Raw genomic sequence first — 24,820 nt, 5'->3', positions numbered from 1 at the left:
TAATAACTTTTCTATATTTACAACGATATACTTGAAGCATTAAATGGACAGGTCGAAATTTTTAGATGCAATTATTGAAAACGCCATTGATGGGATTATTACCATTGATGACATGGGGATTATAGAACACTTAAATCCTGCTGCGCTTGAGCTTTTTGGTTATGGGAGAGAAGAACTGGTGGGTAAAAATGTATCGGTTTTAATGCCCGAGCCTGACCATTCGCGGCATGATGAATACCTTTCGAGGTACGAGCATACCGGGCAGAAACACATTATCGGCGTTGGGAGAGAGGTTTCGGGTAAACGTAAAGATGGTTCTGTTTTTCCGTTCAGGCTGGGCGTTAGCGAAATTAAATTTAGCGACCGTAAAATCTACACGGGTTTTATCCACGACCTAAGCAAAGAAAAAGCGAACGAAGAACAGATAAAAAGCTATACTGAAAAACTCGAAGTAAAGATCAAGGAGCGCACACAGGATCTGGTTAAACTGGTATCGGAACTGGAGATGGCCAAAGAAAACATGCGGGCACTGTTTCAAAAGGAAAAAGAGCTTAATCAGCTTAAAACGAGGTTTGTTTCCATGGCTTCGCATGAGTTCAGGACTCCGCTGAGCTCCATTCAGTTGTCGGCTTCCCTGATTGATAAATACACCACCAAACAGGATGTGGCCAGTGTAGAAAAACATACTTTAAAGATCAAAAATTCCATTAATAACCTCACTACGATCTTAAATGATTTCCTCTCACTTGAAAAACTAGAGGCAGGGAAAGTAGAAGCATCCGCACAATCTTTTAACATCATCAGCTTTGCCGAAGAAATAGCCGAAGAGATGCAGATGATGACTAAACAGAACCAGCATATTATTTATGAGCATACCGGAACAACGGCAGAAGTTTACCTCGATCCGAACCTGTTGAAAAACTGCGTGATCAACCTGATCTCCAATTCGATCAAATATTCTGGTGAAGACACCCTGATCCAGTTTAATTCTATTTTAAAGGATCATGAACTGATTCTGGAAGTAAAAGACAACGGTATTGGCATTCCGGAGGCTGATCATAATAACCTGTTTGAGCCTTTTTTCAGGGCACACAATACCGGCGATATTCCGGGTACAGGCCTGGGTCTTAACATTGTAAAAAGATACGTAGGCCTTATGAATGGAACGGTTAGCTGCCAGAGTGAACAAAATTCGGGTGCGGTTTTTACGCTTATCTTCCCGTTTAACAAGTAATTTAGAGGCAAATCCGATGAAGAAGAAAGTTTTAATTATTGAAGACAATAACGACATCAGGGAAAGCACTGCCGAAGTGCTCGATCTGGCCGGATACGAAACTTTTACCGCTAAACATGGTAAGGTAGGGGTAGAAATGGCCGTAAATCACCTCCCGGATGTAATATTATGCGATATTATGATGCCCGAACTGGATGGATACGGCGTATTATACCTGCTAAACAAAAACCCAAAAACCGCCAATATCCCTTTTATTTTCATCACCGCAAAAACAGAACGGGCGGATATGAGGAAAGGGATGGAAATGGGTGCGGATGATTACCTGACCAAACCTTTTGACGACATCGAATTGTTTAAAGCGATAGAAAGCAGGTTTAAGAAAAAACAGCAATCGGCAGGTTTCAACGCCGTTGCAGGTAACAGCGAAACGGTAATGGATGAACTCCGTAAAAAAGGTAAATCTAGACCGGTAGGAAATAAACAGATTATTTATGTAGAAGGCGATGAGCCGGCCCACCTGTATTATATCAACAGAGGACAGGTAAAAACCTACAAAAGATTTAAGGACGGCAGGGAACTTTCATCGGGACTTTATCATGATGGTGATTTTTTTGGCTACGAAAGTTTATGCAATGGGGAGGTGTATGCCGAAAATGCAGCAACCTTAACCGAATCAGAAATTATCCAGATTCCCAAAGCCGATTTTATGGAATACCTGCTTAACCATCAGGCAGTGTCTAAAACGTTTATTGCTTTATTATCAGGCAATGTACGAGATAAAGGAAAACAGATGCTTCAACTGGCTTACTCTTCGGTTAGAAAACGGGTGGCCGAAGCCTTGCTGCAGGTGGCCATAAAATTTGGCGATGGCAAGACTGATAGCTGCACCATCCGCATCTCCAGAGATGACCTGGCCGCATTGGTAGGTACCGCCAGCGAAACGGTAAGCCGGATGCTCGCTGATTTTAAAGACGAAAAACTGATTGATAAAACCGGTAATGCCATTAATATTTTATCTATCGAAAAACTTAAGAATATTAAGCAGTAGTAGTTTGGTTTATGGGGTTATTAGTTTATCGGGTTAACTGAGGATTGATTATTGGTCATTAGTAAATTGGTCATTAGTAAACTGCAAATTGCCAACTGAAAATTGATCATTAATTCCCACAGAGATCCGTCATTTCGAGCGGAGTGCAACGCAGTCGAGAACCCGAAGGCTCAGCGAAGCTAAATCTATCTAATAGGTTGGTTCATTGGTCATTAGTAAATTGGTAACTGCAAATTGCCAACTGAAAATTGATCATTAATTCCCACAGAGATCCGTCATTTCGAGCAAAGTGCAACGCAGCCGAGAAATCTATGGTAATAACCATCCTCCTACAAACGCCCAACTCCACACTCAAAAAAGTAACCACTATCATTTTTTTCTCTAAGCATCCTCACCTGTTGCCTTACATTTCATCCATAGTTTTGTGTACATAAACACTGTATATGAAAGCAATAGCTTACAACATTAAGTCCGATGAAAAGGAATGGTTGGTACTGGCCAATTATAAAAAACATGATATTACCATAATCGCCAACAGCTTAACGGCTGATACGCTTTCATTTGCAACCGGAAAGGAAGCCCTCTTGGTTTTTAACAACGACGAGCTCAGTGAACCTATGATTCTGGGATTAAAGGCGCTGGGCATCAAATACATTGCAACCTCATCATCCGAAACCGATCATCTCGACTTAAAAGCCGCAGGTTTTGCCGGAATGAAAGTAGCAAATGTGCCTCTCGCATCAAAAGATGCAGATCCAAAATTAAGGATGGAACAGGTGGTTAAAAACCTCGATCAATGGGCAGCGGGTAAATGTGTAGGCAAAGCCTGTTGCTGCCAGAACAATTGTGCAACCATTAAAGCGCTAAAATAATGAACACCGCTGCCTTACTTAAAAAATATAATGTTGCCGCGCCCAGATATACCAGTTATCCAACTGTTCCATACTGGGATACTGAAAATTTTAGTGCAAATGGCTGGCTGGGTAGTGTTGCCAATACTTATCTAAGTTACAAAAACGAAGGCATCAGTTTATATATCCACCTTCCATTTTGCGAAAGTTTATGTACCTATTGTGGCTGTAATACCCGCATTACCAAAAATCATTCGGTAGAGGTGCCATATATCCTTGCTGTACTTGCAGAATGGGGCATGTATGTAGATGCCTTAAGGGAGAAACCCAAATTAAAAGAATTGCACCTGGGTGGGGGAACGCCTACTTTTTTTAGTGCAGAAAACCTCGAATTGCTCATTAACGGCATACTTGAAAACGCCATACTGGCGCCTGATGCCGAACTCTCTTTTGAGGCTCACCCGGCCAATACCACCACCGGACATTTAACAACACTTTACAAACTCGGTTTTAGGAGATTAAGTTTAGGGATACAAGATTTTGATCCTAAAGTCCAGTTTTTGATTAACCGTTTTCAAACACCAGAGCAGGTTGCGTTAATTACGACGCAGGCCAGGGAAATCGGTTATACCTCGGTTAATTTCGATCTGATTTATGGCCTTCCCGGACAAAGCATTCGGGGCCTGACAGATACCATAAAAGAAGTAATTGCGATGCAGCCAGACCGGATTGCCTTTTACAGTTACGCACATGTGCCCTGGTTAAAGCCCGGCCAAAGGCATTATACCGAAAAAGATATCCCCATAGGAGATGAAAAGTTCGCGCTTTATCATTCAGGAAGGCAATTACTGGATGGTGCGGGCTATAAGGATGTAGGGATGGATCATTTTGCACTCACAACTGATTCTTTATTCCAGGCGATGACCGAACAGCAACTTCACCGGAATTTTATGGGCTACACCAGTCAGCATACCCACTTGCTTATTGGCTTGGGGGTTTCTTCCATCAGCGACTGTTGGACAGCCTTCGCACAGAACCCTAAAACAGTAGAGGCCTATCTGGATAAAATGAACCTGGGCACATTGCCTGTAGAAAAGGGGCATTTTCTTACAGATGAAGATCTTGAGGTAAGAAAACACATCCTCAACATCATGTGCAAAGAAAATACAGTTTATAAGGAAGGGATTCCTGAATCTGTATATGGCAGGCTTTTGCCTTTATTGCACGATAAACTGATATGTGTAACCGAAAAAGAAATCAGGATTACCGCCAGAGGAAAATCCTTCCTGAGGAATGTTTGCATGGCATTCGACGAGAAATTATGGCTTAAGCAGCCTAAAACGCAACTATTCAGTTCATCAATTTAAAAAACGATTACAATGGAAGATCAAAATAAAACCACAACCAAAGCCATTTGCTACCACTGTGGGGAAGATCTGCCCAAGGTAAAATATCAAACAGAAGATAAAGATTTTTGCTGTGCAGGCTGTATGGCTGTTTTCAAAATCCTTTCCGAAAACAACCTTTGCAATTATTATGTGTACAACAATAATCCGGGCCGGCAGTTAAAAAATGAAAGCCATTTAGCCTACCTCGATGAGCCTAAAATTATTGATCAGCTGCTCGATTATAAACATGAAAGTTCGTGCATCATTACATTTTACATTCCCGCCATCCACTGCAGCTCCTGTATCTGGTTGTTAGAGCACCTTTATAAAATCAATCCCGCTATCTTCAGCTCTCGGATCGATTTCCTTAAAAAACAAGTGACCATAAGCTTCAATCATGACGAAATCTCTTTGAGGCAGCTCGTAGAAACCTTAAACCAGATCGGTTACGAACCCCTGATCAGTTTGCAGGATGTGGTAAAGGAACACAGTTCTTCGGTTGATAAAGCTTTAGTGCTGAAAATTGCGGTCGCCGGCTTTTTAACGGGCAATGTTATGCTCTTTAGTTTTCCCGAATACTTTGGATTATCAGGTTTTGAAAAGCAATTTCAGTCGCTGTTTGGCTGGCTGAACCTTACATTTTCCATTCCTGCTGCTTTTTATTGCGGCTGCGATTATTTTACCTCTGCCATTACCAGCATTAAACACAAACACATCAACTTAGATACCCCATTGGCGCTAATTATTACCGTTTTATTTTTGCGTACCGCTTTCGAAGTCATTTTTACCACCGGACCAGGTTTTGCCGATACCTTAACCGGTTTGGTGTTTCTGCTTTTAATGGGTAAATGGCTCAAACAAAGAACTTATCACCACATTTCTTTCGACCGCGATTACCGGTCTTATTTCCCGATTGCCGTTACCACCTTACAAAACGGCAAAGAAAAACCTGTATCCATCAGCGATGTAAAAACAGGCGACAGGTTGTGGATCAGAAATGGTGAATTAGTGCCTGCAGATGCCATTTTAATGAAAGGCGATGCCTGGGTAGATATGAGTTTTGTTACGGGTGAATCGGAGCCGATACATAAAGTATTGGGCGAAATCATTTACGCAGGAGGGAGGCAAACCACCGAAGCCATAGAACTTGAAGTAATCAAGCCGGTTTCGCAGAGCTACCTTACCGGACTCTGGAACAATGAACATTATAAAAACAACATCGAAAAGCAGAATTTTAACGATGCTGTGGCAAAATATTTCAGCCTTGGAGTTTTTCTGATCGCATTTTCGGCTACAGCTTACTGGTTGTTTCAAAACGATAGCCATAAGGCCTGGTCGGCATTTACCGCGGTCATTATTGTGGCCTGTCCATGTGTACTGGCTTTAAGCACGCCTTTCACTTTATCGGCCATCTTATCTGTTTTTGATAAAAAAGGATTTTATGTGAAAAATACAGATGCCGTTGAAGAACTCGCCAAATGTGATACCCTGATTTTTGATAAAACGGGCACCTTGACCAGTAATGAAAATGCTGAAATCGCTTTTAGCGGATCCCTGACAAACGAGGAAAAACGGGTTGTGGCTTCGCTTTTGCGCAACTCTACCCATCCCTTAAGCCGGCATATTTTGAAAGCTTTAAATGTTGAAAGATTTTATTCACTTAACGGTTATAAAGAGGTGGTGGGTAGAGGTTTATCAGCGCAGATTAACCATCATACTATTTATGCGGGGCATTTATCCATGTTGCCTCTAACCGTAAAACCGGCTGGCGAAACCGGTGTGCATATTGTGATTGATCATATTTATAAAGGTTGCTTTGACATCAAACAGCAATGGCGGCCAGGATTGGCACAGCTGATCTCGAAACTCTCAAAATTTAACCTGCAGGTTTTATCAGGCGATACCGATAAAGACCGGTCTATGCTTACCACCATTTTTCCTGAAAATACCACCATCAGGTTCGGGCAGCGGCCGCATCAAAAACTGGATGCTGTTTTAAACCTCCAGGAAAACGAGAATAAAGTAATGATGCTGGGTGACGGTTTAAATGATGCCGGAGCCTTAAAACAAAGCAATTTTGGCATCGCTATAACCGATAACATCAATAATTTTACCCCAGGCTGCGATGCCATTCTGCAGGGCGGCGGATTAAACCTCCTGCCGCATTTTATCCAGCTTAGTAAAGACGGGCTTAAAGTGATTAAGATAAGCTTTGCTATTGCCATTGCCTATAACTGCATTGGCATCTACTTCGCCGTACAGGGCACACTTTACCCATTGGTGGCCGCGGTATTGATGCCTGTTAGCACTGTGACCATTATTTTATTTACCACCCTGGCAACCCGTTGGTTTGCCCGTAAAAATAACCTGATATGAACATCCTCTACTTTTTAGTTGGCTGCAGCGTTTTAATGGCGCTTATTTTTCTGGGTGCCTTCTTCTGGGCTTATAAAACCGGGCAGAATGATGATGTGCATACCCCTGGTATCCGCGTATTATTCGACGATGAGGTGATTGCCGAAAAAAGTGAAGAAGATCACTTTTCCAGCTAACCACCATCATCCTTTATCTCCGGGCAGCAGGATACCTTTGGTGTACAAAACATACAAAATTCCGCTTCTATTATGCAGCTAGAAAAATTTACTTACGATAACAGGATTGTCAGAAACTTTGGCATTGCCACCCTGGTTTGGGGAATTATAGGGATGACCGTTGGTCTGCTTGTTGCCATGCAGCTCTTTAAACCTGCAATGAATATGGGCAGCCAGTACACCACTTTTGGAAGGATCAGGCCTTTGCACACCAATGCCGTAATTTTCGCCTTTGTCGGGAACGCCATTTTTATGGGTGTTTATTATTCGCTTCAGCGTTTACTAAAGTCCAGAATGTTTAGTGATGTGCTGAGCAAGATCCACTTCTGGGGCTGGCAGCTCATCATTTTATCGGCTGTAATTACCCTTCCGCTGGGTTTTACCACCTCACACGAATATGCTGAGCTTGAATGGCCAATCGATATTGCCATTACCATCATCTGGGTGGTTTTCGGCATCAATATGTTTGGTGCCATTATTAAAAGAAGAGAGCGTCACCTCTACGTGGCCATCTGGTTTTACATTGCTACTTTTGTTACCATTGCAGTATTGCACATTGTAAACTCTTTTGAGCTTCCCATTTCTTTTATGAAAAGCTACTATGTGTATGCAGGCGTTCAGGATGCTTTGGTGCAATGGTGGTACGGGCACAATGCCGTGGCATTTTTCCTTACTACGCCTTACCTGGGCATGATGTATTACTTCCTTCCAAAAATGGCCGGCCGGCCTGTTTACTCTTATAAACTGAGTATCCTGCACTTCTGGTCGCTCATTTTTATTTACATCTGGGCTGGTCCCCATCACTTATTATACACTTCATTACCCGGTTGGGCACAATCATTAGGCGTTGCTTTTTCCATCATGCTCATCGCGCCAAGCTGGGGCGGTATGATTAACGGTTTATTAACCCTCCGTGGTGCCTGGGATAAAGTAAGGGAAGATGTTACCCTTAAATTTATGGTGGTTGCCCTTACCGCTTATGGTATGGCCACTTTTGAAGGTCCTTTATTATCGTTAAAACAGATTAACGGGGTAGCACATTTTACTGATTGGATTGTAGCCCATGTACACGTTGGCGCTTTAGGCTGGAATGGCTTTTTAACCTTCGGAGTATTGTACTGGTTAATCCCGCGTATTTATAAAACCGAACTCTACTCTAAAAAACTGGCAGGTTTCCACTTTTGGATCGGTACACTGGGAATCCTTTTTTATGCCATCCCTATGTATTGGGCAGGTTTTACGCAAGGTTTGATGTGGAAAGAATTTACCCCTGAAGGTTTATTGAAGTACCCTAATTTCCTGGCAACCACGTTGCAGATTATCCCGATGCATGTGCTGCGTTCAATTGGAGGTGCACTCTATTTAACCGGGGTAATTGCAATGACATATAACCTGGCCAAAACCATGCTTGGGGCTAAACTTGTAGCCAATGAAGCTGCCGAAGCTATGCCTTTAAGCAAAATTGTAGTCGACAGTAGCCCAGACGATAAGGCCTGGCACAGGGTATTGGAGCGTAAACCGATGAAATTTATGGTGCTTTCGCTGATCATTATCCTTATTGGAGGGATGGTAGAAATGATGCCGACTTTTACCATTCAATCTAACGTGCCCACCATTGCAAGTGTAAAACCATATACCGCGCTCGAGTTGCAGGGCAGGGACCTGTACATCAGAGAAGGTTGTGTAAACTGCCATTCGCAAACCGTACGGCCTTTCCGCTCAGAAACCGAACGTTATGGCGAATACAGCAAAGCCGGAGAATTTGTTTACGATCATCCGTTTTTATGGGGCAGCAAACGTACCGGTCCTGATCTTCACCGCGTAGGTGGAAAATATTCTGATGCCTGGCATTACAACCACCTGGTTGATCCTACGTCTATGTCGCCGGGAAGTATTATGCCGCCATATGCCTGGCTTATCGAACAACAACTCGATATCACCACCACAGCAAGTAAAATCAGGGCCATGCAAACCCTTGGCGTTCCCTATCCCGAAGGTTATGACAAACATGCCAATGAGGATTTAAAAGCACAGGCCGAAAAAATTGCGCTGGACCTGAAACAGAACAACATTAAAGTTAAAAGCGACCGCGAAATTGTGGCGATTATCGCTTACCTGCAACGATTGGGTACCGATATCAAAGCCAATAAAGAAACGATTCCTTCAAATCAATAAAATATGTTTAATCAGATCAAAAATTTAGCTGGTGGCGAAATATACCTCGTAACCTCTCTGCTTATGTTCATGGTGTTTTTTGTAATTGTTGGGGTTTACCTCTTCAAATTAAGCAAAGGCCATATCAAAACCATGAGCGAAATCCCTTTTCAAGACAATAAAACCAATCAATATGAAGAAGATTAAACTATTGTTATTATCACTGTTTTTATCCGTGGCAACTTATGCTGCTGAAGAAAAAACAGCAGAAGCCATAGCACCTTCTCAGCCCGGATTAGGACTCAGCCAATCTGAAATACTCATTATCCTGCTTCTGCTTTTTGCACTGGTACTGCTTTTTGTTTCGGTAACATTGCTTAATGCCTTTAAGGTTATGTATCAGGAACAGTTGAACCCGACTCCATACAGTAAACCTGTAAAAGAGGAGGTTCTCGATTACGATAGCTGGTTAAAACAGAAACCCGTAAAACCTTCTGTCTGGGCAAAATTATTGGGTTTAAAGCCCATTGAAGAGGAAAAGAACCTGGTTATCGATCATGCTTATGATGGCATTAAAGAATTGAACAACCCGGTGCCGGCCTGGTTCAACTTCTTGTTTTTCGGTACGATGATTTTCGCTGCAGGTTATCTTTTTTACTACCACATTGGTGGTTATGGCGATCTGCAGGATAAAGAATACGAAAATGAAATGGCCAAAGCCCAGGTAGAAAAAGCTGCATATCTCGAAAAATCGGCCAATACGATAGACGAAAACTCTGTGAAGTTTGATAATACACCAATGGTACTGGCAGATGGAAAAACTATTTTTAACACCAACTGTGTGGTTTGCCATGGCGATAAAGGCCAGGGTGTGATTGGCCCAAACTTAACTGACGATTACTGGTTGCATGGCGGAGGCATCAACAATGTGTTTAAAACGATTAAATATGGTGTACCGGAAAAGGGGATGATCAGTTGGGAGAAAAACCTGAATCCTAAACAGATCAGTGCAGTGGCAAATTTCATCCTGTCGTTAAAAGGCCGCAATCCTGCCGGTGCCAAATCCCCTCAGGGTGAAAAATACGAAGAGAAAGACTTAAAAGACAACGAGATGAAAGTTGCGAAAGATAGTGTAAACCAAGCCGATGTTACCAAAAAATAAACCGGAAAGTAAGGGCAGGGGCAGAAATTTCATTTACCCTAAAAAACCGTCGGGTAGATTGTACAATTACCGGAAATGGGTAAGTTACGTACTGCTGTTATTACTGTTCTCTTGTCCGTTTCTAAAACTTAACGGCGAGCAATTGGTGCTGCTGAATTTCATCGAAAGAAAATTTGTTTTCTTTGGGTTAATTTTCACTCCGCAGGATTTTTACCTCTTCGCACTCGCCATGCTCATCTTCATCATCTTTATTGTTTGTTTTACAGTGGTATTGGGCAGGTTGTGGTGCGGATGGGCCTGTCCGCAGACTATATTTATGGAAATGGTGTTCCGCAGGATAGAATACTGGATAGAGGGCGACGCCAATAAGCAAAAGAAACTGGATGAGGGGCCCTGGAACACCGAAAAGATATGGAAAAAAGGAAGCAAGCATTTTATTTTCCTGCTCATCTCTTTTGCCATCGCCAACACCTTTCTGGCTTATATAATCGGCTCAGATGCACTGCTGAAAATCATCACCGAACCTATTGCAGGTCATGTTTCTGGTTTTATCTCCATCTGGCTGTTCACGCTTATATTTTATGGTGTTTTTGCTTATGCGCGCGAGGTGGTGTGTACTGTAATCTGTCCGTACGGAAGGCTTCAGGGCGTGCTGCTCGATAACCAGAGCCTGGTGGTAGCTTACGATTTTACCAGGGGCGAACCCCGTGGCCGCTTACAGCGAAATGCATCAGTCCAAAAAACAGGCGATTGTATTGATTGCGGACTTTGCGTACAGGTTTGCCCTACAGGTATCGATATCCGCCAGGGAACACAGCTTGAATGTGTAAATTGTACCGCCTGCATCGATTCTTGCAACGAAGTGATGCTTAAAACAGGCAAACCCAAAAACCTGATCGGTTTCTTTAACCAGGATTTTATTGCAGAGCGTAAACCATATAAAATTGGTTTAAAATCTTACGGTTATGCTGCGGTTTTATTCGTGGTATTAATGGTTTTCTCTTCGCTTATTTATAAAAGAGAAAACATCCAGACCACCGTTTTAAGGGCCAGCGGTACTTTATACCAAAGCAGAGGGACTGATAAAACGACTAACCTGTACAATGCAGAGCTGGTAAATAAAACCAATAAAGCGGTAAAATTTACTTTCAGGTCGCAGGATAGTAATGATCAGATCGATTTTATTCAGCATGCCAGTGTTTTACCAAAAGAAGGTACCGTGCACCTCACGTTCTTTTTGGTCAGGAAAAATAATTCGGTTAAAAAATATAAAACAGATGCAGTGTTCGAAGTTGTTGCCAATGGCGAGATTTTGAGTACGGCAAGCACAAGTTTTTTCGCACAACCGGAAAGTGAATAATAGAGTGATGGAGTGAGAGAATGATTGAATTAGAGAATGATAGATTGAAATAATGATTGAATTAGTGAATGAAGAAATGATAGATTGAGAGAATTTTAAAATGAATGGTAGAGTGAAATAATTATGAAATGATTAAAATATTAATGATTGAATCTGCGATTTGCCTTAAACATTCTCTCATTTAAAACTCACTCATTAATAATTCTCTCATTCAAAACTCAGTCATTTACTCATTGGTAACGCACTCATTCACTCATTGGTAACTCACTCATTCTATCATTAAAAAGTTATAACTATGAACTGGGGAACAAAAATAGTAATGGGCATGCTTGCATTTATGGCATTTATTGTGGGGATGGTAATTTACATGTTCCATGTGCACGGTAGGGATGCCTTAATTGAAGAAAATTATTACGAAAAGGGAATCAATTATAATGCAGAATACGATGCCAAACAAAATGTATTAAATGATAATGCGAAGCCTGAAATTACCATCACCAATACGCAGGTAGTAATACAATTAAAAGACAGCGCGCAATACGAACTCGTGCTGATGCGCCCTGCCAACAGCGACGATGATGTTAAACTGAAAGGGATTACTGCAGGTACTTCGCACCTTATCCTGGTAGATAAAACTAAAATGGCGAAGGGGATGTGGTTTATCAACCTTTCGTGGCATACAGGGGGCAAAGCATATCTGTTTAAAAATAACATCACCTTATGACAGATTATTTGCCACTGGCATTTTTAATGGGACTGTTCGGAAGCCTCCACTGTGCAGTAATGTGCGGACCAATTATGCTTGGCATGCCATTCAGAAAAGCGGATTTTTTTCAAAGTGCCCTGCAACTATTGTTCTATCAGTTGGGTAGGGTGATGGTATATACTGTGCTGGGTATGCTGGTGGGCATTTTAGGAAACAGCATCCGCTTATTCAGCGATCAGAAAACGTTGAGTATGCTTATTGGCTTCCTCTTGATTCTATTTACATTATTACAGTTTAATAGAAACTATAAAAACCGGTTTACAACCATCCAGTTAAAGGCCATGAACCCGCTGAGTAAATTAATGGGGAAGGTGTTTAACTTAAAATTATGGGGGTTGTTTGCGGGCATGCTTAACGGCATTATTCCCTGCGGAATGGTTTACCTTGCCCTTGCAACAGCATTAAATGCCGGTAATATTCAGGCTGGTGCGGCTTTTATGTTTCTTTTCGGCCTGGGTACTACGCCCTTAATGCTGATGATTTCGCTTGGTGGGATTTTTCTGAAAAAATATATCCGTTTTAATACCAGCAAGCTTATCCCCTGGATGATGCTTTTCATGGGAGCTTTACTTATTATGCGATCAGCCGGTCTTGGTATTCCGTTTTTGTCGCCTAAAAATACGGGTGGATATGGCCATTCGGTAGAGTGCAGGTAGAAAGGTTTCGTTTTAAGTTCATAGTGCTGAATCGATTACGCTACTGCTTACCTGATCTTGTAATAATGGATTCGGCTATGACAGTTAACCAGTTTGAACAATTTTTAATGATTTGTTGCCGCCGATGTTGGGAAGGTTTCAAAGTAACTTTCAGATTTTTACCACATGATTTGATAATCCTTTTGTTTAAAGGCAATGAACTAAAATCTGTTGGTAAATTTTTTACTTAAACTTTACACAGATGGCCGGTAAACTAAATCCGGGTAGTCAGAAATCTGTAGTTTAAATGATACTATATCATGAAATGCTGTATTTTTATCAAGCGGCTTTTTCATTTAAAATAAATAAAATTTCGGTTTTAACTCTATGAAAGCTGCCGTTAATCCCCTGAAACACTATTTTGGTCAACTAATTATGAGTAAATGGCTAACTGGCATAAAAGTTGGAACTATCAGAACTTTAAATCATCAAGCTACATCAACCTATGCTTAATCATACCGAATTCGACAGTTTCAAAAAAATAATATTAAAACGTTTTAAACCTGCACTAAAACCCTTGGATATAGAAAACGACTTTCTTGAGGTTTCTACAAGCTACCTGGGAAAACCTTACGAAGTACGCATCATGGGTGGTCTTGATCAAAATGGCAGCTATTTCTGGGATGTGGTAAGGGTGGTAAACAGGAGCATTATCCCTTCGAGCATTGCACCCGGTATCTCCGAGTTACAGGGGAAATAATCTGGACATGGGGATTATACCCACCCGGTATATATTTTTAAAAACGATAACCTGAATCAATACCATATAATACCGCCTATAAAGTGAGAGACCAGATAAAATTCTGTTCACAAGCGGAGAACTTCATATCATTATAGTAAGATAGCTGAAAAGGGCTATTTTTTGCCGTACACAACGCACTTACATTTGTATTCTTCATATGATCAGGGATGATTTTTTACACTGCCTTTTGGATAAAAGGCGGTGTTTATAATATTTAAAGGTATTGCTCAAGCGTGTAAATCTGTTGCCTAGTGTGCAATATTGTGTTTCATTGGAATATTAATCCTGACCCTGGTGCCCCTGTAATTTTCGATAATCAGGCCAGCCCTTAGCCGTTCTGCCCTTACCCTGATATTTTCCATTCCTACCCCTGAAGATTTCTGAACTGCGGGATCAAAACCAATACCATTATCCTTTAAAGAAAGTATCAGCTGATTTTTTTCTATCTCAATCAGAAGTTTTGCTGTAGTGGCGTTGGCATGTTTAAGGATATTGTGCCCGATTTCCTTGATAATCAGGTAGCAATCCCTTCTGCTCTGGCTTTCCAGTTCAATAAGGGGAATATGTTCAGGAAGCTCGGAAGAAAAAATAATATCGGTGTGTTCAAAAAGTTTTCTGATCTGTTCATCGATAAAATAGATCAGGCTTTCCAGGTTATCGCTGTCTGTATTTGAACTCCATATGATTTCCCTGATTTTTATCGCTGTCTCATTCACCATTTCTTCCATTTCGCCCAGTTCAGGAATATCGGGTCTCGTCCGGGCTGCATGTTCGGCATATAATTTTATGGCGGTGAGGCCGGATCCGATTTCGTCATGCAGTTCACCACTAATCCTGTCTCTCTCAGTTCTGATCAAAACTGCCTGATTTTTGTATTTCTTTTTGAACTTTTTTGCTCTTTTATAATATCTGATCAAAAAGAACAACAGAAATAAAATTAATATCCCCAACAAAATAGGTGGAATTCCAAACGGTTCTTGGTAATAATTTAGCTGCATATTTTTTATAGGGGTTTTGGATCAAAGTTCGAAAGTGAGCAGTTAAAGGGCATTTTGTATTGTTAATACTACTTATTAATGCTTTGTTATCATAGTTGTGTAATACTGAAATATGCATAAACTGTATGCCCGATCTATTCATTTCGTCATAATTAATCTTGTTAACTGAGTGATATCAAAGGGCATAGCTAAAACAATTCTTTTTTATAGGTTTGTCATGTCCGGCTTAAGCAGGATAAAAAGATCGTCTCCCCTTCAAAAAAAAATCATCTGATCATCAGCGGCATAAATCCGGTATGGCGGGTTAAAAGATATATGTTGAAATGATGGGAACAGGCATCTGACAATATTACTTAAAAAAACGCATTATTATGATATCAGTTTCCATTGTTGAAGATCACAGCCTTTACAGGAACAGTCTGGCCAGTACCATTCTCGAAAACAAATCTTTCGAACTTAAAGGGGTTTATTCCTCTGCTGAAGAAGCATTGGAAAAGTTGCCGAACGAAAGTCCGGATATTGCCATTGTAGATATTAAACTGTCTAATATGTCAGGGATCGACCTGGTAATGCAGAGCAGGGAAGGGCTTGATAAAACGCTATTTCTGATGTGTACCGGTTTTCAGAACGATGAAAAAATCTTTAGCGCACTGCAGGCCGGCGCATCGGGCTATATTGTTAAAGGTTGTACTTCGGCAGAGATCCATGAAGCGCTGATAGAACTTTACAACGGTGGCGCGCCCATGAGTCCGTATATTGCCAGAAAAGTGATTAACCTGGTTCGCGGTGGACAGCCCGCCCGGCCAAAAATCGATTTAGGCCTCAGCGAACGCGAACTCGAAGTGCTGTCGTTACTGAGTAAGGGTTTATTGTACAAGGAAATTTCTGAAATGCTTTTTATCAGCCCGAATACCGTTAAGAACCACTGTAAAAACATCTACAAGCGGCTGCATGTTCAAAACAAGATCGAGGCGCTTAATAAATTTAAAGATTACAGTTATAACTAATCTTCGTGCATTACCATTACCCCGGGTTATGTTAAATGGCTGGGCATAAAAAATCTTTTATTTCTCTGCATCATGCATCCAGGTATGTTTAAACACATACAAATCAATCATAATCAATAAGCGTAAAACTTTAATGCCGGCAACCTGTTGTCCCCTTGTTGTCATCCCCCTTTACACACTGCCGGACGATTAGTTCTGTTCCGGGTGTTTTGTGATGCACTGGTTTAGCTGGCGATATTAATAAGATTTAAGTTTCCCCGATATGATTAAATTAGCGTATAGTACTCCCATTTCCAGGTTGGAAAAAATTAAGATTGGTGATGAGGTAATGGATGAGTACCAATCCAGCGGAAAGGTTACCATGATTAAGAAGAACATCAGCGATGAGTTTACCGAATTTATATTTTTACTGGATAGTAAACAGACCATTTTTATCATATGCGAATCTGTATAAGCGTTTAGCCGGGTAAATTGCCCTGTTAAATGCTTAAGTTATGCACATAATGCAGTTTATGGGCTGCGGGAATATAAAATTGCTACCTTGTAGTCCAATCCCCTGCTCATGAAGAAAAGCCGTTTTACGAGAGTAATTTTTGCTGCCGCTGTTTGTATCATTTTCATTTTTCCCAACTGCCATAAGGCCATCATCACCGGGCCCGAAAATAATGTGGTCAACACTTCAGTAAGTGAAGCACCATTTAAAGATTTTCTTGGCGTAAATGCCTTCGAATGGAATTTTACTTCGGATGTTAACCACGGCCAGATTGAAGAATCCAGATTTCAGACGATAAAATCTTTTACAGGCATCAGGCACTACCTCGATTGGCAAAGAATTGAGAATAAGGAGGGGTTATTTACCTATAGCCCTTCACACTGGGGCGATTGGGATTATGACCAGATTTACCGGAGAATGAAAGAAGCCGGTAAATACGTATTGCTGGATTTAAAGGGCTGTCCGGACTGGCTTTTGGAAACCTATCCTTTAGGCAAAAGGGATGCCGAAAACGTTCCTGCGCCCTATGGTTTAGACCGCGCTTTACCTGCCACTTATATTAAACAGGCACGTGTTGGCTTTCAGCTGGCGGCGCGCTATGGTGCTAACAAACTGGTTGATAAAAGTTTGTTACTGGCCGATCCTACGGTGCGCTGGCGGGATGATCCACCAAATTCACCCAAAGCAGGTTTAGGCCTTATTACTTATATGGAGTGCGATAATGAGCGTGATAAATGGTGGAAAGGCCCTTTGGCACAGCAATCTCCTGAAGAATATGCCGCAAACCTTTCGGCTTTTTACGATGGCCATAAAGGTACCCTGGGTAAAGGCATTGGGGTAAAAACAGCAGATCCGGATATGATTGTGGTAATGGGCGGCCTGGCTGATCCAAATCCTGATTTTGTACGCAGAATGGTGGCATGGTGCAAAATCAACAGGGGAATGAAAGCAAACGGACAGATTGATCTGTGTTTTGATGTAATTAATTACCACCAGTATTCTAACGATGGTTTCCAGAATTATGGCAACGCAACAGCAGGCATGGCACCCGAGCTTTCTGAACTGGGCAAGGTGGCAGCATTATTTAAGGATTTTTCAAAATCGGTAAACGGCGGGATCCCAGTGTGGGTGACTGAAACCGGTTTCGATGTAGGCGAGCATACTCCACAAAGAGCCTTAAAAATAGGCGATAAAAGCGCTATGGTAACACAGGCCGACTGGAACCTGCGCACAGCTTTGCTATATGCCAGATCAGGCATATCGAAATGTATATTTTACATGCTGGAGAATGTGGATGTAAACAGCTGGACGCAATATACCTCATCGGGTTTTATTAATCCGGATTACTCTAAAAGGCCCTCAGCCGATTACGTACTCCAAACAAACCGGTTAATGGGAGAGTACCACTATCAATCTACCCTTAGTAAAGATCCGCTGGTTGATGTGTACATGCTCAACGGAAAAAAAACCTTTGTACTGACCATACCCGATCAGGTTGGTAGAACAAAATCATACGATCTTGACCTTGGCCAGAGCAAAGAGGCTATTATTTATACACCTGCCATTGGTAAAGATGAAATGGCCGGTAAAACCGTAACCACTAAAAATGGCATTTTACAGGTTCTGGTAACAGAAACTCCCGTGTTTATTCAACCTAAATAAAAAACACCATAATTTCCACTATGGCAAGGGCATGCATTTGCTCCTGTTTATTGGTACTTAAGGGCTATTTGGGACGCTGATGGTATGCAATAGCTTTGTACAAGCTAAGGCTAAGGATCGGTACGCGATATTGCGTGCCCGGTTTTTTTTCCATGCGCCTTAATGTATATGAATATAAAAACGGATAATAATGGTTTCTGAAGGCCGGGAACAATCACTTTATGTGTTTCAGGACTGGAAGAACAATAAAGGGAATTTTAAGTCCAGGATTATCATGCTCCTTTACCGAATCTCCTCGTTAATTTACCGCTACAGAATTTTACGGTTTATTTTTTTCTGGTACCTGTTGCTTTACAAGTTTGCTTTAGGCTGGCTGATGAATATCGGAATCAACTCAAGCGCTGTAATTGGCAAGGGTTTAAGGATCCAGTATGGTTTCGGAACAGTAATCGGCAGCAATACAGTAATCGGTAAAAACTGTAACATCAGGCAGCTTACCAACATCAGCGCCAAAATGAAAGAAAACGGCAGTTATGGCCGCGCACCCCGGATTGGTGATAACGTAGATATTGGCATCAGCGTGGTAATACTTGGCGATGTAAATATCGGAAACAATGTAACCATTGGTGCCGGCTCGTTAATTACCAAAGATGTAGAAGACAACTGCGTAATGGTGGGCAGCACCGCCACCGTATTAAAGAAAAAATACATCATCTCTGTTGAAGGAACATAGCTAACATATCAATTTAATACCCCGCAATTTGGCGAATGCCTCCGTACAAAAAAAACTGCTTTTGTTGTTTTAAAACCCGGCCAGAAGGGATTAGCCCTATTGGGCTATTGATGGGCGGCAGGCGAAATTAGACCTTTACAGCATCTTAAAAATATATCAGTAACCGGTATGTGTAGAAGATGACGAATACCATATCATAATTAACGTTAATGAAAAATCTTATTTTAAAGAACAACGTCAAAAAATATGTTAAAAAACATATACTCCTGGTAGACGGGGGATTGGACCTTGGCAAATTACTGAACTTTATCCTTGCACCCGAATACAAGCTTACCATTAAAACCAATGGAATTGATGCACTGAGCTGGCTCGAAGAAGGCAATGATCCTGATCTGGTAATTTCGAGCTTAAGGATGCCGTTTTTTGACGGAAGCGTATTTATCCAGAGCCTGAAATGCAGTGGTTTTTACCGCAATACACCGGTAATGCTGCTTTCGGGAGAAGAAAACCTGGAAGATAAAATAAAAAATATGTCGGTGAGGATTGACAGTTACATGGAAAAACCCTTCGATCCGGCAATTTTGAAAAACCAGATTAGCAGGTTAATTGCATAATGAACGGCCATAATAATGATACTGCTGTTGCCAATGTAAGGTCGGTTTACTTTGGTAAATTATTGAGGGATGCTATTTTTGAATGCCTGGATAAACATACCAAAGAAGTTATTTTTATCGATGACTTTCAATCTTACATCCAGCAACAAACTTTTTTAAGCCTTCCCGATCTGGTACTGATCGAAGTGGATGAAAACCCCGAGTGGTTTAACCAGGTTTCTTTTATCAGAGATCATCCGATATTAAAGCACCTTATTATTGTGCTGATTGGTACGACAGAAAATGCTGAATCGAGGAAAAAGGCCTTAAAGCTAAGGGCAAACGATTATTACGTTTATCCTTTTCCACATGCTGATTTTATTTCCAGGATTGCTTTCCTCATTAGGTTTAAAGCAATTAAGCCGAATATTATGGAGCTTTCCGTGCAGATGCAGGAACGTTACAAAATACCCTTAAGTAAACGTTTATTTGATATTATTGCTTCAGGAACAGCCCTGCTATTATTAACGCCGCTGTTTATCCTCATCGGAATCATGATCAGGCTCGAATCTAAAGGTGCCATCATTTACAAGAGTAAACGGGTAGGTGCGGGTTATAAAATATTCGATTTCTATAAGTTCAGGTCGATGCGCCAGGATGCCGATAAAATGATCGGTGAGCTGGCTTCGCTTAACCAATATGCCAACGAAGGGAATAAAAATGGAAAATCTGCTTTTGTAAAATTCAACAACGATCCGAGGATTACCCGTTTGGGCAAAATATTGCGTAAAACCAGTATCGATGAACTTCCGCAACTGATCAATGTATTTATCGGCGATATGTCGCTGGTAGGCAACAGGCCGCTTCCACTTTACGAGGCAGAACAGCTTACCACCAATAAATGGTCTTCGCGTTTTAACGGCCCCGCAGGTTTAACTGGCCTTTGGCAGATCAGCAGAAGAGGCCGCAAAGAAATGTCGGAGAGCGAACGCAAAGAGCTCGATAATTACTATGCCAACCATTATTCCATTTTCCTCGATTTCAAAATTATATTAAAAACCATTCCCGCGCTAATCCAGAAAGAAGAAGTTTAACAGATTGCCCGGTTAATATCACACAAAAATTATATGAAAAACATTTCAGTTATAACCCTTTTATTATTTATGCTTGTTGGCAGTTCGGTATCTGCGCAAGAATCCATTCTGGGCCAGGTAAACCAGGCAGATATTGAACAATATGTTGCGCTGGCCAGGCAGAATTACGTAAAACGGAAAATCCAGACCATTTCTTCCGAAGCAGTGAAAAACGATGTTTCTATGGCTAAAGTTTCTTACCTGGATATTTTAAATGCCTCTTACTTTTACCGCCCCCAAAATAACACCGTTTTGGATCCTGTAAATCCATACAATGTAAACGGATTTCAGTTCGGCGTCAATATTAATGTAGGTTCCCTGCTTCAAAAGCCATTTATGGTAAAAAAAGCCAAAGCAAATTACAAGGTAGCCCAGCTGGAAGCGCTTGATTTTGATACCCAGCTTACGCTTGAAGTTAAAAAAAGATATTATAACTACCTGCAGGAAAAAAGCCGTTTAAAGGTGCTCACGCAAAGTGCATCAGACAGTAAAGGAGTTGCAGAAAGTTTGAGAAGAAAATTTGAACGGAGTGAGGTTTCCCTTGAGGTTTTCAATCAATCGAGGGTTACACAATCGAGTGCAGAAACATTAAAAGTAGAGGCGGAGGGCAATTACCTGAAAGCAAAAGATTTATTGGAAGAAATAATCGGTCAGCAGATACCGGCAGGAAAATAATATGGTAATGGATTTTAAATTGTTTTTACATCGGATTTTCAGGTTTAAATGGCTCATCATCTTATTGCCCGTATTGGCGATAATCATTTCTTTCCTGCTGGTAAAAAATATCCCCCGGAAATACGAATCTGTTGCACAGATTTCAACTGGTTTGCTCGATCCTTCTAAAAAGGTAATCAGCAATGAAACGGTAGATTTTTTTGCCGTAAACCAGCAGTTTGCCAATCTGGTAGAAAAATTTACAATGAAAAGGATGATTAACCTGCTTACTTACAGGCTGGTAATTCATGATCTTACCGATCAGAAAAGTGCATTTAAACGCTTGCCCGAATCATTATCGGCAAAAAGTAGTACAGAACTGGCAGAGATTACAGCCCTTTTTGAAAAAAAACTGAACAGTAATGCCCTGTTAACCCTTGATGATGATAAAGGCCGCTACAAACTATTTACCATTGCCGAAGATATGGGTTATGGCGAAGAACAGTTAAGAGATGACCTCGAAGTTTCGCATGCGGCCAACAGCGATCTGCTCTCCGTAATTTTTACTTCCGGAAATCCTGCATTATCTGCCTTTACGGTAAACACGCTTTCTACCGAGTTCATCAGCAGTTACAGCAATGATGTGTCAAACAATCAGAACTCTTCGGCCAAAATTCTCGATTCGATGCTCCTGAGCAAAAAAAATGCAATGGATGCCAAAAATAACCTGCTATCAAATTTTAAACGGACCAAAGGCGTGCTTAACCTCGACGAACAATCGGCAACGGTTTACAACCAGATTTCGCAGTACGAAGCGCAACGTGCCGAAGCCATGCGGGTAATCCAGTCTAATGCAGGCGGTGTTGCCACCATTGAAAGTAAACTCGGCGGGAGCGATCGTTATATTAATGGAAGCAGCAGGGCCAGCAACCGCGAGATTGTTGATCTTAAAAGGCAGTTGCAGGTTGCCAATAACCTTTATATAGATGGTGGATTTAAACCTGCCATGCAAAAGAAAATTGATTCATTAAACCGCCTGATCAGTAATAAAAGCTCGGCGAATATGGATGAAAATATAGTAGATACACGTGTATCAAAGCAGGATCTTGTTCAGCAAAAAGTTGGTCTCGAAGTATCTTTACAACAAGCCCGGAGCAGTATCAGAACGCTCGACGGGCAGTTGCGTATTTTACGGGCCCGCTACAGCAGTATGGTTCCGTTTGATGCCGATATACAAAACTATCAGCGCGATGCGGAACTGGCCACCAAAGATTACATGCTGGCGCTTGATCGTTTTAATGCTGCAAAAACCGATCAGAAGTTAGGCCTTAACCTCGAAATTGAACAACTGGGGTTGCCAGGCAATCCAAAACCTACAAAAAAGGCACTGTATATTGCAGGAGCCGGCACAGGCACTTTTGCGCTTTGCATTAGTTTTGTGCTGCTGCTGGTGGTGGTAGATTCTGCCGTACGCAACCAGCAAACCCTTGAGGCCATTACCGAAAGTCCGGTAATTGGAAACATAAACGAGATAGCTGGTAAAGAACGCACCGCCAGAAATATCTGGGGCGATAAATCTGCAGATGGAAAATACCTGGTATTTAAAGAACAGATCAGATCGCTGAGGTTCGAAATTGCCTCGCAAATGGAAAGCAGTGGCAGCAAAATTTTGGGTATTACCAGTTTGGGAGGTGGCGCAGGAAAAACTTTTTTAAGCCATAGCCTCGCTTATGCCTTTGCATTAACCGGTAAAAAGGTGCTGCTCATTGCTGATGAACAACAACAGCCGCTATCAAATGAAACAGGACTGATCTCTAACCTGAGCTTTCAGTCATTCCTGATCAAAAAAGAATTTCATACCGAAGATCTGATTACGGTGATGAACAAAAGCGTTGAGCGGAATTCGCTGCTGGAGATCCAGAATGTGGGCAACCTGAAAGATGGCTTTGAAGTGCTTAAAAAAGAATTTGATTACGTAATTATCGACGTGAACAGCTTACGCGAAGTTAATATTTCGAAAGAATGGTTGTTATTCACTGAGCGTAACATTGCCCTTTTTGAGTATGGCGGTAAAATTGGCGAAGCCGACAGGCCTTTAATCCGTTACATCAGGGAGCAACCCGGTTTTATGGGCTGGGTATTTAATAAGGTAACCAATGTTAAATAATTTACGGGTGCATCAATACGGATTACCTTACTAATGAAGCGGATTTTACTTTATTTTCTGGTTGCCTACTGCTTTTTCCTGTTTCTTTTTGGACGCGAAATCGGCTTGCTGCCTTACGGTTTGTTGATCGATGTGTTTTTTGTGCTCATTTTGCTTACTACAATTGTTACCACGGCAAAAAAAGAATGGGATGCCATAAATATCAGCCTTTTTTACCTGCTGTTGTTGTGGCTGATCGTAAGTTTATTTGAAGGCTTTAATCCGGGGTCCAACAAACTGGGCTGGATCAATGAAATCCGCAGTACCGCCATTTATCCCTTTATAGCGGTGTTGCTTGGCCTGTTAATTTTCCGGACGCACCGCGATCTGGATATTTTTCTTATCCTGGTATTAATCTGTTCCACTTTGGCCTCATTAAACGGAATTAAACAACTTTATATTGGTCCAAGTGCCAATGAGCGGGTATTTTTGCTTGATAATGCAAGCACTCATCTTTTATGGGGCCGTTTGCGTGTTTTTTCTTTTTACAGTGATGCCGGGCAGTTTGGTGCATCGCAGGCCCACGTAGGCTTAATGGCGATTATTCTTTCGCTCGCAACCATCAAAACCTGGAAAAGGGTTTTACTTTTTTTATGCGGGGCCATCAACATTTATGGTATGCTGATTTCGGGTACGCGTGGTGCTTTGTTTTTAATTGTTATAGGTGGCTTTGTGGCCATTATTCTTGGTAAAAATTACCGGGCGCTTTTATTTGGCGGTTTTCTGGTGATCGCCCTGCTTGGCATACTTAAATTTACCACCATAGGCGATAGCAATTACCAGATTTACCGATTACGCACGGCAATGAACCCTGAAGATCCGTCGTTAAACTTGCGGTTGGCCAACCAAAGAAACCTGGCACTCTACATGAAAGATTATCCATTTGGGGGCGGACCCGGAGTGACCGGATATTATGGAAAACTTTATAACGGAGATAAGTATCTCTCAAGAGTTGAACCCGATAGCTATTTTGTAAAAATCTGGATGATGTACGGTGTTGTAGGGCTTACCATCTGGTTTGGCATCATGATGTACATTTTGGGAAGCTGCTGCGGTATTACATGGCGAATAACAGACAGGGTGCTAAAGGTAAAAATAATTGCCCTTACAGCAGGTTGTGCAGGTATCCTGTTTTGTAGTTATGGTAATGAGGTAATTAACCTCATGCCGACTTCAATTGTGGTCTATCTTTCCTGGGTATTTATTTACAGATCTCCGGAGTTAAAACCCGGTAAAGAAATTTTAATTTAAGTTATGCCGTTCGAATATTTTATCATCCCGGGAATAATCTGCTTTATTACAGGCCTGTTTAAAGCCAAAAATATTTACCTCTCCAAAAAGCCCTGAAAT

At 41.5% G+C, this 24,820-nt stretch carries 23 protein-coding genes; 22 read left to right on the top strand and 1 reads right to left on the bottom strand.

Going from position 1 to position 24,820, the window contains the following annotated elements:
- The first annotated feature begins 43 nt into the window (after positions 1-43).
- The 13 genes from ABD769_RS08490 to ABD769_RS08430 all read left to right on the top strand — a co-directional run bounded on the left by ABD769_RS08490 (position 44) and on the right by ABD769_RS08430 (position 13,949).
- Entirely contained in the window at positions 44-1,234 is a 1,191-nt protein-coding gene (locus ABD769_RS08490) for a PAS domain-containing sensor histidine kinase (protein ID WP_344850989.1), read from the top strand.
- A gap of 16 nt (positions 1,235-1,250) precedes the next feature.
- Positions 1,251-2,282: a response regulator gene (locus ABD769_RS08485; protein WP_344850988.1), complete on the top strand. Its 1,032-nt coding sequence runs from the start codon at positions 1,251-1,253 to the stop codon at positions 2,280-2,282.
- Between the two features lie 443 nt (positions 2,283-2,725).
- Positions 2,726-3,154, top strand: coding sequence for a Rossmann-fold NAD(P)-binding domain-containing protein (locus ABD769_RS08480; RefSeq protein WP_344850987.1), 429 nt, complete (start codon positions 2,726-2,728; stop codon positions 3,152-3,154).
- Entirely contained in the window at positions 3,154-4,500 is a 1,347-nt protein-coding gene (hemN, locus tag ABD769_RS08475; protein ID WP_344850986.1) for an oxygen-independent coproporphyrinogen III oxidase, read from the top strand. Before ABD769_RS08480 ends, hemN begins: the two co-directional genes overlap by 1 nt.
- 12 nt (positions 4,501-4,512) lie before the next feature.
- Positions 4,513-6,897, top strand: a complete 2,385-nt coding sequence (locus ABD769_RS08470; protein WP_344850985.1) for a heavy metal translocating P-type ATPase — start codon at positions 4,513-4,515, stop codon at positions 6,895-6,897.
- Positions 6,894-7,073 (top strand): cbb3-type cytochrome oxidase assembly protein CcoS, encoded by a 180-nt coding sequence (ccoS, locus tag ABD769_RS08465; RefSeq protein ID WP_138820869.1) that lies wholly within the window; start codon positions 6,894-6,896, stop codon positions 7,071-7,073. The genes ABD769_RS08470 and ccoS overlap by 4 nt, the downstream gene beginning before the upstream one ends.
- 72 nt (positions 7,074-7,145) lie before the next feature.
- A complete protein-coding gene (ccoN, locus tag ABD769_RS08460; protein WP_344850984.1) occupies positions 7,146-9,287 on the top strand; it encodes a cytochrome-c oxidase, cbb3-type subunit I in 2,142 nt (713 codons plus the stop codon).
- A 3-nt stretch (positions 9,288-9,290) separates the two neighbouring features.
- Positions 9,291-9,473, top strand: a complete 183-nt coding sequence (locus ABD769_RS08455) for a hypothetical protein (RefSeq protein WP_344850983.1) — start codon at positions 9,291-9,293, stop codon at positions 9,471-9,473.
- Positions 9,460-10,428, top strand: coding sequence for a cbb3-type cytochrome c oxidase N-terminal domain-containing protein (locus ABD769_RS08450; RefSeq protein WP_344850982.1), 969 nt, complete (start codon positions 9,460-9,462; stop codon positions 10,426-10,428). Before ABD769_RS08455 ends, ABD769_RS08450 begins: the two co-directional genes overlap by 14 nt.
- On the top strand, positions 10,412-11,788 hold the full coding sequence (ccoG, locus tag ABD769_RS08445; RefSeq protein WP_344850981.1) for a cytochrome c oxidase accessory protein CcoG: 1,377 nt from the start codon (positions 10,412-10,414) through the stop codon (positions 11,786-11,788). The genes ABD769_RS08450 and ccoG overlap by 17 nt, the downstream gene beginning before the upstream one ends.
- A gap of 295 nt (positions 11,789-12,083) precedes the next feature.
- On the top strand, positions 12,084-12,512 hold the full coding sequence (locus ABD769_RS08440; RefSeq protein ID WP_344850979.1) for a FixH family protein: 429 nt from the start codon (positions 12,084-12,086) through the stop codon (positions 12,510-12,512).
- Positions 12,509-13,210, top strand: a complete 702-nt coding sequence (locus tag ABD769_RS08435; protein WP_344850977.1) for a sulfite exporter TauE/SafE family protein — start codon at positions 12,509-12,511, stop codon at positions 13,208-13,210. The genes ABD769_RS08440 and ABD769_RS08435 overlap by 4 nt, the downstream gene beginning before the upstream one ends.
- A gap of 484 nt (positions 13,211-13,694) precedes the next feature.
- A complete protein-coding gene (locus tag ABD769_RS08430) occupies positions 13,695-13,949 on the top strand; it encodes a hypothetical protein (RefSeq protein ID WP_344850976.1) in 255 nt (84 codons plus the stop codon).
- A 290-nt stretch (positions 13,950-14,239) separates the two neighbouring features.
- On the opposite strand, the gene ABD769_RS08425 is transcribed toward ABD769_RS08430, so the two are convergent.
- Complete coding sequence (locus ABD769_RS08425; RefSeq protein ID WP_344850975.1) at positions 14,240-14,848, bottom strand: sensor histidine kinase; 609 nt, start codon at positions 14,846-14,848, stop codon at positions 14,240-14,242.
- A gap of 512 nt (positions 14,849-15,360) precedes the next feature.
- Here ABD769_RS08425 and ABD769_RS08420 point away from each other — a divergent pair.
- From ABD769_RS08420 to ABD769_RS08380, 9 genes are all read left to right on the top strand, one after another.
- Positions 15,361-15,996, top strand: a complete 636-nt coding sequence (locus tag ABD769_RS08420; RefSeq protein ID WP_344850974.1) for a response regulator — start codon at positions 15,361-15,363, stop codon at positions 15,994-15,996.
- 262 nt (positions 15,997-16,258) lie between these two features.
- Entirely contained in the window at positions 16,259-16,450 is a 192-nt protein-coding gene (locus ABD769_RS08415) for a hypothetical protein (protein ID WP_344850973.1), read from the top strand.
- 108 nt (positions 16,451-16,558) lie between these two features.
- Complete coding sequence (locus tag ABD769_RS08410) at positions 16,559-18,151, top strand: hypothetical protein (protein WP_344850971.1); 1,593 nt, start codon at positions 16,559-16,561, stop codon at positions 18,149-18,151.
- A gap of 190 nt (positions 18,152-18,341) precedes the next feature.
- Positions 18,342-18,884 (top strand): serine O-acetyltransferase, encoded by a 543-nt coding sequence (locus tag ABD769_RS08405; protein WP_344850970.1) that lies wholly within the window; start codon positions 18,342-18,344, stop codon positions 18,882-18,884.
- Positions 18,885-19,093: 209 nt separating this feature from the next.
- Positions 19,094-19,498: a response regulator gene (locus tag ABD769_RS08400; protein ID WP_113946887.1), complete on the top strand. Its 405-nt coding sequence runs from the start codon at positions 19,094-19,096 to the stop codon at positions 19,496-19,498.
- On the top strand, positions 19,498-20,571 hold the full coding sequence (locus tag ABD769_RS08395) for a sugar transferase (RefSeq protein WP_344850969.1): 1,074 nt from the start codon (positions 19,498-19,500) through the stop codon (positions 20,569-20,571). Before ABD769_RS08400 ends, ABD769_RS08395 begins: the two co-directional genes overlap by 1 nt.
- 33 nt (positions 20,572-20,604) lie before the next feature.
- Positions 20,605-21,285 (top strand): TolC family protein, encoded by a 681-nt coding sequence (locus ABD769_RS08390; protein ID WP_344850968.1) that lies wholly within the window; start codon positions 20,605-20,607, stop codon positions 21,283-21,285.
- A gap of 7 nt (positions 21,286-21,292) precedes the next feature.
- Complete coding sequence (locus ABD769_RS08385) at positions 21,293-23,431, top strand: exopolysaccharide transport family protein (protein ID WP_344850967.1); 2,139 nt, start codon at positions 21,293-21,295, stop codon at positions 23,429-23,431.
- A 33-nt stretch (positions 23,432-23,464) separates the two neighbouring features.
- Entirely contained in the window at positions 23,465-24,721 is a 1,257-nt protein-coding gene (locus ABD769_RS08380) for an O-antigen ligase family protein (RefSeq protein WP_344850966.1), read from the top strand.
- The last annotated feature ends 99 nt before the right edge of the window (positions 24,722-24,820 follow it).

It is taken from the genome of Pedobacter jeongneungensis (genome assembly GCF_039538295.1).
GTDB classification, from domain to species: domain Bacteria; phylum Bacteroidota; class Bacteroidia; order Sphingobacteriales; family Sphingobacteriaceae; genus Pedobacter; species Pedobacter jeongneungensis.
This window is presented reverse-complemented; position numbering and strand designations above follow the sequence as displayed.

Bases quoted from the DNA above. Each gene is read 5' to 3' on its own strand.
- hemN (WP_344850986.1), top strand. From the start codon at position 3,154: ATGAACACCGCTGCCTTACTTAAAAAATATAATGTTGCCGCGCCCAGA.
- ABD769_RS08380 (WP_344850966.1), top strand. From the start codon at position 23,465: ATGAAGCGGATTTTACTTTATTTTCTGGTTGCCTACTGCTTTTTCCTG.
- ABD769_RS08410 (WP_344850971.1), top strand. From the start codon at position 16,559: ATGAAGAAAAGCCGTTTTACGAGAGTAATTTTTGCTGCCGCTGTTTGT.
- ccoG (WP_344850981.1), top strand. From the start codon at position 10,412: ATGTTACCAAAAAATAAACCGGAAAGTAAGGGCAGGGGCAGAAATTTC.
- ABD769_RS08415 (WP_344850973.1), top strand. From the start codon at position 16,259: ATGATTAAATTAGCGTATAGTACTCCCATTTCCAGGTTGGAAAAAATT.
- ABD769_RS08455 (WP_344850983.1), top strand. From the start codon at position 9,291: ATGTTTAATCAGATCAAAAATTTAGCTGGTGGCGAAATATACCTCGTA.
- ccoN (WP_344850984.1), top strand. From the start codon at position 7,146: ATGCAGCTAGAAAAATTTACTTACGATAACAGGATTGTCAGAAACTTT.
- ccoS (WP_138820869.1), top strand. From the start codon at position 6,894: ATGAACATCCTCTACTTTTTAGTTGGCTGCAGCGTTTTAATGGCGCTT.
- ABD769_RS08395 (WP_344850969.1), top strand. From the start codon at position 19,498: ATGAACGGCCATAATAATGATACTGCTGTTGCCAATGTAAGGTCGGTT.
- ABD769_RS08485 (WP_344850988.1), top strand. From the start codon at position 1,251: ATGAAGAAGAAAGTTTTAATTATTGAAGACAATAACGACATCAGGGAA.
- ABD769_RS08435 (WP_344850977.1), top strand. From the start codon at position 12,509: ATGACAGATTATTTGCCACTGGCATTTTTAATGGGACTGTTCGGAAGC.
- ABD769_RS08400 (WP_113946887.1), top strand. From the start codon at position 19,094: ATGAAAAATCTTATTTTAAAGAACAACGTCAAAAAATATGTTAAAAAA.
- ABD769_RS08440 (WP_344850979.1), top strand. From the start codon at position 12,084: ATGAACTGGGGAACAAAAATAGTAATGGGCATGCTTGCATTTATGGCA.
- ABD769_RS08450 (WP_344850982.1), top strand. From the start codon at position 9,460: ATGAAGAAGATTAAACTATTGTTATTATCACTGTTTTTATCCGTGGCA.
- ABD769_RS08430 (WP_344850976.1), top strand. From the start codon at position 13,695: ATGCTTAATCATACCGAATTCGACAGTTTCAAAAAAATAATATTAAAA.
- ABD769_RS08385 (WP_344850967.1), top strand. From the start codon at position 21,293: ATGGATTTTAAATTGTTTTTACATCGGATTTTCAGGTTTAAATGGCTC.
- ABD769_RS08470 (WP_344850985.1), top strand. From the start codon at position 4,513: ATGGAAGATCAAAATAAAACCACAACCAAAGCCATTTGCTACCACTGT.
- ABD769_RS08390 (WP_344850968.1), top strand. From the start codon at position 20,605: ATGAAAAACATTTCAGTTATAACCCTTTTATTATTTATGCTTGTTGGC.
- ABD769_RS08420 (WP_344850974.1), top strand. From the start codon at position 15,361: ATGATATCAGTTTCCATTGTTGAAGATCACAGCCTTTACAGGAACAGT.
- ABD769_RS08490 (WP_344850989.1), top strand. From the start codon at position 44: ATGGACAGGTCGAAATTTTTAGATGCAATTATTGAAAACGCCATTGAT.
- ABD769_RS08405 (WP_344850970.1), top strand. From the start codon at position 18,342: ATGGTTTCTGAAGGCCGGGAACAATCACTTTATGTGTTTCAGGACTGG.
- ABD769_RS08480 (WP_344850987.1), top strand. From the start codon at position 2,726: ATGAAAGCAATAGCTTACAACATTAAGTCCGATGAAAAGGAATGGTTG.